Genomic DNA, 14,488 nt, shown 5'->3' on the forward strand with positions numbered 1-14,488 from the left:
TTGAAACACGCGAAAGCGCCATTGTGACAAATCGATGTGACAGTTTTCATCCCATTGCCGCAATTGACGGAAATGGTGATGACAGTTGGTTACAAGCCGGGGTTACCAACCGGGGCCACGCACCAGGCACAACCCGTGCTTTGCCATGCGGGAGGCGTGAAATGATCTGATCGATGCAAGCCGCGTGCCATTCCCGATGCGCACCGTTCGATCCGCTGGAAATAATGTCCGGTGGGTTTTCATTCGGTTTGCATCGACTCCGCCATATCGGACAAGTTTTCGCTGATCGCCGACATTGCGTAAAAACGCCACACAATCGGGTTACGATGCTCCAAACGGAGTGACTGCGGGTCCTCGCCGCGAATGTGCCAGCGGCGTGGCGCAGCGAACGCTGCCCGGCAGGTCAGGACGACTGCCCGGGATTTCATGCTGGCCAGGCACCGTTGCGGTGCGTTGCCTGCTCAACCAAGCGCCACCGTGAGCCGTCATTGTCCATGCGCATTCTCTTCGTCATCGGCAACCTGGGCGACTACCACGTCCCTCGCTACGAGGCGCTCGTTAGCGCGGCCGCCGGCCGCGGCCATCAGGTGGCGCTTCTCGAAGTCTTTGCGCGCTCCGGCGTCTACGGCTTCCCGCAGGAACGCCGTGCCGCATTCTTTGCGAACCGCCCGCGAATGGCGGAGACGTTGGTGAAAGACGGCGCGGACAGTGACGGCCTCGGCGCGCGCGACACCGCGCGTCTCATTGCGAAGGTACGCAACTTCATGCCCGACGTGGTCATCACGCTCGGCTACAACACCGGCTATTCGGCGGTGCTCTGTTTCCTCAGGCATCTCACGCGGCGCTTCAAGCTCATCTACATGTCGGACTCGAAGGCCGACGACGGACTGCGCCAGCGCACCAAGGAGCGGCTCAAGCGTTTCATCGTGAGCCGCTTCGACGGCGCGCTCGTCGCGGGCGAGAAACATCGCCGCTATGCGCAATCGCTTGGTATTCCGAAGGAACGTTCGCGCATCGGCTTCGATGTGATCGATGTCGACTATTTTTCGGATCTCGCGCAGGCCGCGAGCGACAACCCCGAAGCCGTGCGGTCCCGCTTCGGACTGCCGCAGCGCTACGTGTTGTGCGTGAGCCGGTTCGTCGCACGCAAGAACGTCGATGTACTGATCGACGCCTACCGTAAATCCGGCGTGTACAACGAGAATATCGGCCTCGTTCTGGTGGGTCAGGGTCCGCTCGAAGCGCAATTGCGTGCGCGCATCGCGTCGCTCGGCCTCACGCCGCATGTGACGATACTGAACTCACTCGCCAACCAGGAGATGCCGAATCTTTATGCGCTCGCGGAATTCGTCGTATTGGCGAGCGAGTTCGATCAATGGGGTTTGTGCGTGAACGAAGCGTTTGCTGCCGGGTGTCCCGCCATCGTCACACGCACCTGCGGCGTGGCTGGCGAAGTGGTGATAGACGGCGTGAACGGTTTTGTGGTCGAACCGCGCGACGTATCGACGCTCGCGCAACGTATCGGCGAACTGGGCAGCGAGCCCGCGCTGCGCGAGCGCTTTGCCGCCGGCGCGCAAAGTACGATCCGGCGCTGGACGCCACTGCTCTTCGCATCGAGCGCGCTGGAGCTTGCCGAGGTCACGACCCGCAGCGCAAGCGACCCCGCCCGGCACGAACTCGTTTAACGCGCGACGCAGCTCGCCGCCGCTCAGAGATTGGGTGCGAAAACCCGCCCTGGCGCGAACTTGCGCTTGAGCGTACGCATCAGCAAATACACCGTGCCGTGGCGCTCGACGCCCAGCCGCTGCGTGAGCGTCGCACCGAACCCATTGAGAAAGCTGAAGGTCGACGGGCTCGAAAAACCGTCGAAGTCGAACGTGAGCTTGCGCTCCAGCGCGCGGCCAATGCCGCTCCACAGCAGCAGGCTGATCGAGCCGCTGTGCGCGTCCTGTGCGCGCGACGAAAGCAGGTAATACATCGTCTGATGGTCCCAGACGAGGCCAACCGCCGCCACGAGTTTCCCATTCTGCCCATACGCGCCAAGCAGCATCCCGGCCTTACGGTCGACGAACGCGTGGACGAGGTCGCGCATGACCGCATCTCCGTACGCATTGGTACGCGAGCGCGCCGCGAGATTCGCTTCGTAGAACGCAATGAACTCGTCGGGCGTGAGGTCCGGCACGACAGTCAATTCACGCGAGGCGCTGCGGATCACGTTGCGCGTCTTGCTGTTCAGACGCTGCCACGCCTCGTCTGCCGTGGTATTGCGGTCGATGCGGAACGTGTAACGCGCCGACACCGTAAAGCCATGCAGCGCGAACGCAAGCGCGTCGTCAATGCGCGGGTCGAGTACCTGGAAAAAGCTGTCGCAGTCGGGCAACTGCTCGATCAGCTTGCCGGTGACGTCGAGTTCATGATGCAGTTGGCGGGCCTCGCTGCCGGTCACGCACTTGATCACCGGACCGAGCGTGCGCGTAAGCGGCGGCAGGTGCGAGACACGCCACAGCCTCGTGCGCTGCATCGCGTACGGCATCTCGCCGATGACCTCGTCGTTCTGCTTCACCACCGCAAGCTTCCATTCGCCTTGCGTGGCGATATCGAGCCACCAGCGCTCGTGAAAGATCGAAGGCGCCGCGCGTACCGGCACCGGCGCAACTGTCTCAGCCGGTGCCTCGATAACGGGCAACGTCCGGTCGTTTATGGTCGTCATCAATCACCGGTATATTCTGTCTGCAAGCGCCGCGGGTGACACACGCGCTTTACCTCCCCCCCGGCGCCCACGCTCCTCAACCGCTTCTAGTCGGCATGGCAACGGCGTGTACGCAATATGACGGTTCACGCGGCAGGCGGCTTTTTTCGCTCCCGGGTCTCGCGGGACTACGTGCAAGACGGCGCTTCGAGCGCTTCTATTTTCGTTTCCGGGCTTACCTGCTCGCGCTGCGATGGACCGCAAAGCGCCATCGCGGCGAACTGCATTCGTACATCGCCTCCAGTCTACGAACCGCCCCCTGCCCGTTTACGCCAAAACCAAGACGTATGCGGCTGGGTTATCCCCCTGGATGATTTTCGTCCGATCATACTGCTCGATTTCGCATTGCAGCATTGTGTCAACCGGCAGACCGCTTGCGCACCGATGCGCACAGCATGCCTAACGAGAACGATTCGCGATTAAAACGTTTAGTTAGGAATCCACGTTACCCGGCGTCTCCCGGCCCATCGTCGTTCAAGCCAATGGTTGCGTCGTCATCGCTCGCGTGAGGCCATGCATGGGGCGGCGCACCGCCACGTCGAACGGGTTCGTTTGCGGCCCGATGATCTCGGCCTGACGCCTGAGCAGTTCGACGATCGTGGGCAGCCGGTCTTCCGTGAGGCGCGCAGCCAGCGTGCCCACGCTCAGCGCGCCCACGGCGCAGCCGTTCTGGTCCAGAATCGGCACGGCCACGCCCGCCATGCCCTCCAGCACGCCGGTATTGCGCCCCGCGTAGCCGAGCTTGCGCACGCGCTCGATCTCCGTGCGCAAATACACCTCGTCCAGCACGCCATAGCTGCGCAGGCGCGGCACGTTGAAGCGAATGATTTCTTCGCGCTCGGCCTCGGGCTGGAACGCGAGAATGGCAAGACTGCCCTGGCCCACGCCGAGCGCCACGCGCCCGCCGATATCGCCCGTGAACGAACGGATCGGAAAGGGACCTTCGCACATATCGAGGCAAACCGCGTCGAAGCTGCTCTTCACGAGCAGGAAAATGGTGTCGCCAAGGCTTGCGCACAGGCGCAGCAACGCGGGCCGGCACAGCGTGCGCATGCCGCTGGGGTTGCCCGCCTGCGCCGCGAGCGCAAAGAAGTCCACGCTCAGCCGATAGCGTTTGGTGCCTTCGTCCTGCTCGACCACCCCTTCGGCGATCAACCCCTGCAGCAGCCGATGCACGGTGGCCTGCGTCAGCCCCACGGCCTTGGCGAGCGCAGTGACGCGGCTGCCTTCCGCCTGGCTCGCGCCCAGCGCGCGGATCACCGCGAATGCGCGCTGCAACACACCCGCGCCGCGCGCGTCGTCGGCTGGCGTTCCACTTTTCTCTTCCACTGCCGTCATATCGACCTCGATTTATTTCATTCAGCGGAATCTCCGCGGAATGCTCGTACAAATGCGCGTGCTGCTCGAATCGTTGCGCCGTCATAGGGCTGCCCGCCTGTGACGGATGATTCAGGGATTTCCCGAAGTCCATCGAATGAAATCGCCGATAGATTCGCGCCGGATCAAATTCCGTAGAACGGAATATAAGCCAGATTTCTATCACTCGATGGAATTTTAAATTGACGACCCAAAATTTGGCTGGCTACAGTCGGCTCAACGTCACGCACCGCAGTTCGCTCAGCGAGTGCCGGCGCAACCCATGTACTGGAAGGCCACACCATGTCGTTCCTCACCCTGACCGATGTGTCGAAATCGTTCGGCGACCTGCAAGCGGTCACCGGCGTCAACTTGTCGGTGGAAAAAGGCGAGTTCGTCTCGCTGCTCGGCCCCTCGGGCTGCGGGAAAACCACGACGCTGCAGATGATCGCCGGCTTCGTGGAAACCACGCGCGGCCGCATCACGCTCGACGGGCGCGACATCACGCATATGCCGCCGAACAAGCGCGGCCTCGGCATCGTGTTCCAGAGCTATGCGCTCTTTCCGCACATGAGCGTGGAGCAGAACGTGAGCTTCGGCCTCGAAATGCGCGGCGTGGACAAAGCCGAGCGCCGGGACCGCATTCGCGAGGCGCTCGCGCTCGTGCGCCTCGACGCCTACGCGCACCGCTTTCCGCGCGAGCTATCGGGCGGCCAGCGCCAGCGCGTGGCGATCGCGCGCGCCATTGTGATCGCGCCGCCCGTGCTGCTGCTCGACGAGCCGATGTCCAATCTCGACGCCAAGCTGCGCGAAGACATGCAGTTCGAACTGCGTGCGATCCAGCGCAAGATCGGCACGACCACGCTGATGGTCACGCACGATCAGTCGGAGGCGCTCTCGATCAGCGACCGCGTGGTCGTGATGGAAAGCGGCCGCATCACCCAGGTCGACACGCCTTATCGCGCGTATGAGCGGCCGGAGAACGATTTCGTCTCGCAGTTCATCGGCAAGGCCAACATGCTCGCGGGCCGCATTGTCGCGCGCGAGGGCGACACGATCCGCGTGGATCTCGGCCACGACCTCGCGGAAACGGGGTCGACTGCGCAACTGCCCGAACGCGGCCGCGCAGTGGGGGTGGGCGACGCGATCACGCTGTGCATTCGCCCGGAGAAACTCAAGTTGTGCGCGAGCGGCACGGGCCGTCTTGCAGGACGTGTGACAAGCCGTTTCTTCCTGGGCAGCCAATGGCTGTACCGCCTCGACAGCCGTGCGGGCGAGATGCTGGTGTGCTGCCAGAACGAGGGCAAGGAGCCGCTTGCCGAAGGCGAGCAGGTGGGCATCGACTGGCATAGCGACGCGATCCGCTTCATTCACCAGGAGGGCGCTCGTGTCCAGCACGCTTGACGCTTCACCACGCGCGCCGCGTGCCACGATGCGCGCGGGCTGGCAGGCCTACATGCCGCTCTGGCTCATGAGCGCGCCCGCGATGCTGCTGTTCGCCGCGCTGGTGCTCGTGCCGCTCGCCATGACCTTTGCGCTCACGTTCTACCGCTTCGATCCGATGAGCGGCCCGATCGCCGCATTCGATCTGCATAACTACGTAGAAGTGCTGGGCTCGTCGTACTTTCACACCATCTTTTTGCGCACCTTCGGCATTGCGGCGCTTACCACGCTGCTATGCGTCGTGATCGGCACGCCCGAGGCATACATCCTTTCGCGCATGCGCGACCCGTGGCGTTCGCTGTTCCTGCTCGTGATCCTCGCCCCGCTGCTGGTTTCCGTGGTGGTGCGCGCGTTCGGCTGGAGCATGCTGCTCAACACGAACGGCCTCGTGAACCAGTTCTTCGGCCTGTTCGGCGCGGGCCCCTTCAAGCTCGAATACACGACGTTCGCCATCGTCATCGCACTGGTGCATGTGATGCTGCCGTTCATGGTGATCCCGGTGTGGACCGCGCTGCAAAGGCTCGATCCGCAAACCGAGAACGCGGCGCTCTCGCTGATGGCGTCGCCCTTCACCACCCTGCGCCGCATCGTGCTGCCGCAGCTCATGCCCGGCATTCTCTCGGGCAGCCTCATGGTGTTCGGCCTCTCCGCGAGCGCCTTTGCGATTCCGGGCCTGCTGGGCGGCCGGCGTCTGAAAGTGGCGGCCACCGCCGTGTACGACCAGTTTCTCAGTTCGATGAACTGGCCGCTCGGCGCGACCATTGCCGTGCTGCTGCTCGTCGCGAATCTCGTGGTGATGCTCACCTACTACCGCGTGCTCGAACGGCGCTACGCGCGCAGCATGGGCTAAGGAAAAAACATCATGCGCAAAAACGGACCGCTCGCCCTCACGTTCCACAGCTTCGTCATTCTGTTCGTGCTGGCGCCGCTCGTCATTGTCATTCTCGTGGCCTTCACGCCCGACGAAACGCTGACGCTTCCCACGCACGGCCTCTCGCTGCGCTGGTTCCGCGCGATTCTCGACTACCCCGACTTCATCACCGCGTTCTTCAACAGCCTCAAGCTCGCGTTCGCTTCGGCCACGCTTTCGCTCGCTATCGCGTTGCCCGCCGGTCTGGCAATTGGCCGCGCGCGCTTTCCGGGCCGAGGCTTTCTCAACGCGCTGCTGCTTTCGCCGCTCGTGATTCCGGGGCTCGTGCTCGGCATCGCACTGCTGCGCTTCTTCGCGCTGATCGGTGCAACCGGCTCGTTCGCGTGGCTGATCCTCGCGCACATGATCGTCATCACGCCGTTCGTCATGCGGCTCGTGCTGGCCTCGGTCAGCGGCCTCGACCGCAGCATCGAGCATGCGGCCGCCTCGCTCGGCGCGAACGCGTGGACCACCTTCCGCCGCGTCACGCTGCCGATGATCGTGCCCGGCATCACGGGCGGCTGGCTGCTCGCGTTCATCAACAGCTTCGACGAACTGACGATGTCGATCTTCGTGACCTCTCCGCAAACCGTCACGCTGCCCGTGCGCATGTACATGTACGCGACCGAGTCGATCGACCCGATGATGGCTTCCGTTTCCGCGCTCGTCATTTTCATCACGGCCGGCGCGATGTTCCTGCTCGACCGTGTGTACGGGCTCAACCGCATTCTGATCGGGCAGCACTGAACGCCGCCCGCCTCTTCCGATTCCTGCTGCCGCGCCACTGATCTTTCATGAGCACCGTCACGCCGCTTTCCCCTGCCCAGTTCGTCCGCGTTGCCGAAACCGCGCGCGCGAGCGTTTCCTTCGTTTTAGACGGCGTCGAAGTCAAGGCGCTCGCGGGCGATACGCTGCTCACCGCGATCCTCACACACCAGCGGCATGTACGCCGCAGCGAGTTCAGCGCGGAACCGCGCGCGGGCTTCTGCCTGATCGGCGCTTGCCAGGATTGCTGGGTGCGCAGCGAGGACGGCACACGCCTGCGCGCCTGCTCCACGCCGCTGCGTGAAGGCATGCGCGTGCTGACGCGCATCGATTCGGATGCCGAAGTGTTTGAAGGGGGTGCGCAATGAGCACGGGTAAGCCTCCCCGCATCGTCATCGTCGGTGCAGGACCCGCTGGCATTCGCGCCGCGCAAACGCTCGTGGCTGCGGGACTGCGCCCCACCGTGATCGACGAGAACACGCGCTGGGGCGGCCAGATCTATCGCCAACCCGCAGCCGGTGCGGGCTTCGCGCGCACGAAGGCCGCGCTCTACGGCTTCGAGGCGAAGAAAGCCGATGCCGTCCATCGCGCCATGGCCGGCCTCCTTACGAAGATCGACTATCGCCCCGACACGCTCGCCTGGTCGTGCGAGCCGGGACGGCTCGACACCCTGCGCGAGGGCCGCGAGGCCAGCGTGCCGTGGTCGCATCTGATCATCGCGAGCGGCGCGACTGACCGCATCGTGCCGATGCCCGGCTGGACGCTGCCCGGCGTGTATACGCTCGGCGGCGCGCAGGTCGCGTTGAAGGCGCAGGGCTGCGCCATTGGTCAGCGCACGGTGTTCGCCGGCACCGGGCCGCTGCTCTATCTCGTCGCCTACCAATATGCCAAAGCGGGCGCGCAAGTGGCCGCCGTGCTCGACACGAGCCCGTTCGCGCGCCAGGCCGCCGCTGCCCCGAAACTGCTCAACCAGCCGGGCACCTTCGCGAAGGGCGTTTATTACGTCGCGTGGCTCAAGGCGCACGGCGTGCGCATGGAGCACGGCGCTTCGCTCGCGGCCATCGAAGGCGAAGAAGCGGTGCAATACATCCGCTGGCACGCGGCCGATGGGAAAGAGCACGCGCTGGCTTGCGACGCGGTCGGCCTCGGCTACGGCTTGCGGCCCGAAACGCAGCTCGCCGATCTCGCGGGCTGCCGCTTCGCCTTCGACGCGCTCAACCGCTGCTGGCTGCCCGAGCGCGATGCGGCGGGCCGCAGCTCCGTGCCAGGCGTTTATCTCGCTGGCGATGGCGCAGGTATCGCGGGCGCCGATGCCGCCGAACTCGCGGGACGACGCGCGGCACTCGCGGTGCTCGAAGACATCGGCGCCGAAGCGCCACCGCACGGCGCCGGATTGCCCGACGCAGCGACGATCGAAAAGCGCCTCGAACGCATCACGCGCTTTCGCGTGGGCATCGAGCAGGCGTTCGCGCCTCCGGCCCACTGCGCCGCCAACTGGCCTGACGACCTGACCGTCTGCCGCTGCGAGGAAGTCGATGCGGGCACGCTGCGCAGTTGCATCCGCAACGGTCTCGGCACTGAAGTCAATCGCCTGAAGGCGCTCACACGCATCGGCATGGGGCGCTGCCAGGGGCGCATGTGCGGCGAATCCGCCATGGCGCTCCTCAGCGCCGAAACCGGCAATCCGCTGCACGAAGTGGGCCGCTTGCGCAGCCAGGCGCCCATCAAGCCGATTCCCATTTCACCCATGCTGTTCGACGACGGCGTGCAGGTCATCGAAGAGGAAGCCCACGATGAGTGACACGCGCCACTTCCAGGTTGTGATTGCGGGCGGCGGGCTCGTCGGCGCTTCGGCAGCGCTCGCGCTCGCGCGCAATGGCGTGAGCGTCGGCTTGTTCGAACGGCGCTTTTGCGGCGCGCAGGCAAGCGGCGTGAACTACGGCGGCGTGCGCACGCACGGCCGCAGCGCCGAGCAACTGCCGCTCGCGATGCGCGCCCGGCGTGTGTGGAGCCGCTTGCCCGAACTGATCGGCATCGACGGCGAATTCGTCGTTTCGGGGCACCTGCGCCTCGCGCGCCGCGACAGCGACCTCGAAGCGCTGCACGCATGGTCCGCCATGGCGCTCGAGTTCGGCGTGGAGTCGCTCGTCATGCACGGCGACGCCTTTCGCCGCCGCTACCCGTGGCTCGGCAAGGCCGCCATCGGCGGCGCGCTCTGCGCGAGCGACGGCCATGCGAATCCGCGTCTCGTCTCGCCCGGCTTCGCGGCGGCGGCGCGGCGCGCCGGTGCGCACGTGCAGGAGCAGACCGCGCTCAGCGACCTGAGCTTCGACGGCAGGCGATTCCAGATGCGCGCGGGCAGCGAGCGCATCAGCGCCGACTGGCTCATCAACTCGGCGGGCGCGTGGGCCAACACGGTAGCGGGCGCATTCGGCGAAACCGTACCGATGAAGCCGATCTACCCGAACATGTGGGTGACCGAGCCGCTGCCGCGCTTTATCGAGCACAACCTCGGCGTGTATGGCGGCGGCGTCTACGCACGGCAGGTCGAACGCGGCAACTGCGTGATAGGCGGCGGCCGCGGACACGGCGACGGCGAATACGCGCAGCCTTCGACCGCCACCACGCGCGCTGTCATGCGCGACGCCTGCGCGCTGCTGCCCGGCCTGCGAGACGCCCTGCTCATCCGCACGTGGAGCGGCGTGGAAGGCGAAACGCCGGACAACAACCCCATCATCGGTTTGAGCAACACCACGCCGCGCCTTTTGCACGCGTTCGGCTTTTCCGGCGGCGGCTTTTTGCTGGCGCCGGGCGTAGGCGAAGTCCTCGCCGAACTCGTGACCGACGGCGCGACGAGCACCCCCATCGAAGCGTTCGCTATCGGCCGCTTCACGCAGTCTTCCGTTCATGCCGCTCTCCCAATCAAATAAGGAGTCCCCACGATGAAATTCACACGCACACTGGTCTCGCTCGCCGCACTCTTTGCCGTTGGCTTCTCCGCCAGCGCCTGGTCGCAAACGAAGACGATCTACATCGGCATGAACGGCGGTCCGATGGAGAAGGCCTACACGAGCCAGGTCCTGCCCGACTTCGAAAAGGCCAACAACGTGAAGGTGGTGGTCGTGCCCGGCACCTCCTCCGATGTGCTCGCGAAGCTCCTCGCCAACCGCAACAGCCCGCAGATGCATGTCGCCTTTCTCGACGACGGCGTGATGGCGCGCGCGGTGAGCATGGGCGTGTGCGAGAAGCTCGACGATTCGCCCGTGCTCAAGGAACTCTATCCGTTCGCGCGCATGAAGGGCGACGTGGGCGCAGGCGTGCAGCTCGGCATGACGGGCATTGGCTACAACACGAAGCTGTTCGCGGATAAAGGCTGGGCGCCGCCCACCTCGTGGCTCGATTTCGCCAATCCCAAGTACAAGGGCAAGGTGGTGTTCCAGTCGGCTTCGAGCAGCACCTTTGGCCTGCACGGCTTTCTCGCCATCAACCGCCTGATGGGCGGCAGCGAGACCAATGTCGAGCCGGGCTTCACGAAGTGGGCGAGCACGGTGGGGCCGAACGTCGTCGAATACATTCCGAACTCGGCCAAGCTCTCGGAAATGATCCAGACCGGCGAGGCCGGCATCTTCCCGCTCACGCCCACGGCCGTGGGCGACCTGAAGGACAAGGGCCTGCCCGTGGCCTACGCCAACCCGAAGGAAGGCGCCGTGCTGCTGCTCGTCGATCTGTGCGTGGTGAAGAACAATCCGGACCCGCAACTCGCGCAAAAGCTCGCGCAGTTCCTGCTTTCAGCGCCTGCGCAAAGCAAGGCGGCCGCCGCCGGCAAGCAGATTCCGACCAACCAGAACGCGACCATGCCGCCCGACATGCAAAAGAGCCTGGGCAATCTCGATCAGCTCGTGAAGAAGGTGACGGTAGTGGACTGGGACGTCATCAACGAACACCGCGCGCAATGGGATTCGCGCTGGAACCGGCAGATCGAGCAATGAGTGTTTGATTCGCGGGCAACGTGCCGCGCTGCGCCAACAAGGCGGCAATAGTCGATCATGTCGGCGCAGTGCAGGAACCGGTCCGTTTGACCTTGAGCGACAGAGCCCCGCCGATCCCGGGCTCTGATCGGCACCCCGGCGAACCCGCCCGCGAGTTCGCCGGGGCGTTGCCATCTAGACCCATGCAGTCATGTCGCAGTCTGAAGCGATCAAGCGCGGCGGCGGATCGCACTGGCATTTGCAGATGTCGAATTCCAGCGCTGGTTGCTTGCCCCCTCCAAGATCGTCTTTGGGACGACTTCCAGACGGTGCGATAAAGCCGTCTGTCTTGCATATGTAACATCGGACTTTCGCGAAAAGGTAGCTCAATTCTTTCCCCAGGTTTTCTGTCCCCTCGATGCCATCGAGTACGAATCCGCCATTCGTCGTGCGGTCGCCTTGCCGGATATATCCACGTCTTTCCATGTCATGCTCCTAGCCAATACCAGGAAGCGTATGGCACCTCGTTAGCACCGTAGGCGATGACGGGCGGCATGATTTCACCCGCTCTGAATGTGCGTTTTTCGTGGATCATGTATTCATCGGGTGTGTTGAAACTGTGGCCGAATCTGCCTCCGGCCCAGATTCCTTCGCGAGGGCATGGCTCGCCAGGTGAGCAAAGCGTACTGCGCGCGAGATCGGCTTCCCATTGCCATACAGGAAGCGGTCGAAGAGGGAATGGCTCGCCTTTGGAATCGTAAATGCGCTCCGATCTGTGACTCTGCCCGCCTTGGTTGAACGGATACACCCAACGGCTACGCTGGCCGGTTTCCGATATCAGCCGGTAGTAGCCGTCTTCGGCTACTGCGTTCCCAGGTAAAATGACATGTTCGGACAGCCTGGCGCGCTGTCGCGATTCGTAATCCTTCCATTCGTCCGGCGTAGAGGGAAAGTCCCTGTCGAAGGTGATGGGCGCTGATTCTTCGTCACCAAGAAAATTGACAGTGCCGCCAGCGCCGTTCACACCTGTAACGGTAATGCTTGCGTAGACCAGGGTTCCGAATTTGTATTGGCCCTTCGGCACTTTGCCCGTAGGGACGGCAAGGAACTTGTACGTGACGGTTTCGCCGGGTGGAATTTTCACCGTCGTTATCGACTTCCCCATTGTGGTCACTGTTTCGACAGGATAGTCGCTTTTGTTAATGATTGACTGACCCGCCAGATCCGCACGCCACTCTCCACCGCCACCAACGCGGAATCCGCTGATATCAAGGCGTTGCCCCCATAACCTGTCCCAGTTGTCCGGTGTGATCATCTGAACGGGATACCGGCCGCTATTCACAAAGGCAACGGCAACAGCAAACTTGTCCTTTTCCCGATGGACGTCGGGAACCCGCACGTCAAATTTGACGATAGAACGTCCCTTGTCCGCATAGTTGGCCAGTATGTCCTGCTGAAACTTGCTTGAGAGAAACCACTCCTTCTTCGTTAGATCGCGAAACTGGCCGTGATAGGCCGCTAGCTTCCCGTCTTGCATGCAGCGCAACGAATAGGTCATCTCGGGGTCGGTTTCGATGTCGGTTTCAGGCTTGGCGATTGCAGCTTTGCAGAGCTCGTCGTGTACTTCTCTGGCTCTCGCGAAGTCACTTGGCGAAAGCTGAGTTTCAACGAGACCGACACCTCTATATTTCATGTCCGTTGTTCTTGACAAACCGAGGCGAACTATAACGACCGTTTCCGGTTCGAGTCCAAAGTGAAAGCCGGTTACCCCTGGTCCAGCGAACGGCTTGGCAAGCCGCATCGGACAGCTTTCCAGCCCCTTTACGCGTTCATCGCGGTCAGTGTGAAGGTGGACGATGTAGCGTCCCTGGTCGTCAAGGTACGGGCCTTCATAGTCCTTTGTCGCTGCGATCGTTCCGGTTATCACGCCCGGGATGCGCGGCCAGGTATGCTCAAGCAGCGGCATACGGTACTGGCGATCGGCCGGTATTGCCGCAAATGCCACCTTGTAGCCTTCCTTGCGGGAAGCGCTACACGTCATCGCCGTTATCAGAATGCCATGCGCGGCATCGGGCAAGGTCCTGTTCGATAACTGGACTACGCACGCCGGTGCGATATCCAGCATGTCGCACGTACCCGTGTAGATGACCTGCGCCGCGCGTGCGGCCTCGTGGCGTAGCGTGACTTCTTCTTTCGCGGCTTGCGCATCGCTGTATGGGATGCCCCATGCGTACGCTTCGCCGTACGTCGTGCGGTCGGCGACCCAGTCCTTACCCTTTCGCACACGCTCGCTTTCCCGTTCGGCCTCGATCGGCAAGCCTAACGGCTCATCCGGGCTGAAACTGCGCACGACCTGGCTCGCCGCCATCGTCGCGCTACGCGTGACCAGCGACTTCACGGATTCCCTGCCGCTCGTAAGCAATCCGCCTGGGTCGTGATACGGTCGCTCGAATCGCTCCCGGTCGCGCGTGTATTTCGAGAAGTCGTCCCCGAAGCGCACGCGGCCGCATAGCTTGCCTTCTTCACAGACAAACCAGATACCGCTTCGGCGGCATAGTCGCTGGATGAACGCCAGGTCATCCTCGCCCCACTGCATGACGATCGGCCGCTTCCGGTATTCGCGATAGAGGTCGAATACGGTCTCTGCGAATATCTGGTTGAATTCATGTTCCTTCAAAATCTGCTGGATGATTTCGGGGTCTTTCTTGTCCAGAAAGTGGCGATAACGTGGCGTATTGCGCAGGAGAGCCAGGCGCGATTCAAGCGTGATTTCGTATGTCGTTTGATCTGGCGAGCCGGGAAACTGGGCGAATGCCGTAATGACGCCCTGAACACGGCGCGGAGCTTCGGGCTCGCTCCAGCGGGTAGGCGGCGGCGGCTGAATGACGAACGCGGCCATGTGATTGAGGAAGTCCGAGCGCGAGAGGTCGGGGCTCGTGTGCGTGAACTGGATCGTGTACTTGTCCGGCTCACCTATGGCGCGGTGGCCGGTGAAGGAAAAGATATCGGCTCTGGCAGCTTCGGCCACATGCGGCATGTCGAGGGTGTAGAACTGGTGAACGTCGATGCCAGGACGCACCAGCGGATCGCGTGAATTCAAGCAACACTCCTGATCTACGGCGGTGATTTAGCCCAAATGAGCAATCTTCTTCGCCTGATCAAGCGATATTCACGCGTAGCGTCTGCGCGGGATATGGGAGTGATCCGAAAATGCCTTTCAAATCTGGGCACAACGATTCGCAGCGCATTTGAGTTCGCAACGATTTGATATTCGCCAAATCCTGGCTAATCTGGTGA

At 63.1% G+C, this 14,488-nt stretch carries 11 protein-coding genes; 8 read left to right on the forward strand and 3 right to left on the reverse strand.

The window, feature by feature from the left end:
- Positions 1–494 precede the first annotated feature (494 nt).
- Positions 495–1,685 (forward strand): glycosyltransferase family 4 protein, encoded by a 1,191-nt coding sequence (locus FAZ97_RS31645; protein WP_158763344.1) that lies wholly within the window; start codon positions 495–497, stop codon positions 1,683–1,685.
- A gap of 23 nt (positions 1,686–1,708) precedes the next feature.
- Here FAZ97_RS31645 and FAZ97_RS31650 read toward each other — a convergent pair whose 3' ends face one another.
- Positions 1,709–2,710 (reverse strand): GNAT family N-acetyltransferase, encoded by a 1,002-nt coding sequence (locus tag FAZ97_RS31650; protein WP_158762721.1) that lies wholly within the window; start codon positions 2,708–2,710, stop codon positions 1,709–1,711.
- Positions 2,711–3,223: 513 nt separating this feature from the next.
- On the reverse strand, positions 3,224–4,087 hold the full coding sequence (locus FAZ97_RS31655; protein WP_158762722.1) for an IclR family transcriptional regulator: 864 nt from the start codon (positions 4,085–4,087) through the stop codon (positions 3,224–3,226).
- A 321-nt stretch (positions 4,088–4,408) separates the two neighbouring features.
- Between FAZ97_RS31655 and FAZ97_RS31660 the strand changes: the two genes are divergently transcribed.
- The 7 genes from FAZ97_RS31660 to FAZ97_RS31690 are packed head-to-tail and all read left to right on the forward strand — an operon-like array spanning position 4,409 to position 11,212.
- A complete protein-coding gene (locus FAZ97_RS31660; RefSeq protein ID WP_158762723.1) occupies positions 4,409–5,509 on the forward strand; it encodes an ABC transporter ATP-binding protein in 1,101 nt (366 codons plus the stop codon).
- Between the two features lie 28 nt (positions 5,510–5,537).
- A complete protein-coding gene (locus tag FAZ97_RS31665) occupies positions 5,538–6,398 on the forward strand; it encodes an ABC transporter permease (RefSeq protein WP_233272021.1) in 861 nt (286 codons plus the stop codon).
- A 12-nt stretch (positions 6,399–6,410) separates the two neighbouring features.
- Positions 6,411–7,205 (forward strand): ABC transporter permease, encoded by a 795-nt coding sequence (locus FAZ97_RS31670; protein WP_158762725.1) that lies wholly within the window; start codon positions 6,411–6,413, stop codon positions 7,203–7,205.
- Positions 7,206–7,252: 47 nt separating this feature from the next.
- The gene (locus tag FAZ97_RS31675; protein WP_158762726.1) at positions 7,253–7,591 is read left to right on the forward strand and encodes a (2Fe-2S)-binding protein; all 339 of its coding nucleotides are present in this window, start codon (positions 7,253–7,255) and stop codon (positions 7,589–7,591) included.
- A complete protein-coding gene (locus FAZ97_RS31680) occupies positions 7,588–9,024 on the forward strand; it encodes an FAD/NAD(P)-dependent oxidoreductase (protein ID WP_158762727.1) in 1,437 nt (478 codons plus the stop codon). The genes FAZ97_RS31675 and FAZ97_RS31680 overlap by 4 nt, the downstream gene beginning before the upstream one ends.
- Complete coding sequence (locus FAZ97_RS31685) at positions 9,017–10,153, forward strand: NAD(P)/FAD-dependent oxidoreductase (protein WP_158762728.1); 1,137 nt, start codon at positions 9,017–9,019, stop codon at positions 10,151–10,153. Before FAZ97_RS31680 ends, FAZ97_RS31685 begins: the two co-directional genes overlap by 8 nt.
- Before the next feature lie 12 nt (positions 10,154–10,165).
- Positions 10,166–11,212, forward strand: a complete 1,047-nt coding sequence (locus tag FAZ97_RS31690; protein ID WP_158762729.1) for an ABC transporter substrate-binding protein — start codon at positions 10,166–10,168, stop codon at positions 11,210–11,212.
- 466 nt (positions 11,213–11,678) lie between these two features.
- Here the strand turns inward: FAZ97_RS31690 and FAZ97_RS31695 are convergent, their stop codons facing one another.
- Positions 11,679–14,291 carry a type VI secretion system Vgr family protein gene (locus tag FAZ97_RS31695; RefSeq protein WP_233271994.1) on the reverse strand — a complete coding sequence of 871 codons (2,613 nt, stop codon included), beginning with the start codon at positions 14,289–14,291 and terminating at the stop codon, positions 11,679–11,681.
- Positions 14,292–14,488: the final 197 nt, after the last annotated feature.

Source organism: Paraburkholderia acidiphila, assembly GCF_009789655.1.
In the GTDB taxonomy this organism is placed as follows: Bacteria; Pseudomonadota; Gammaproteobacteria; order Burkholderiales; family Burkholderiaceae; genus Paraburkholderia; species Paraburkholderia acidiphila.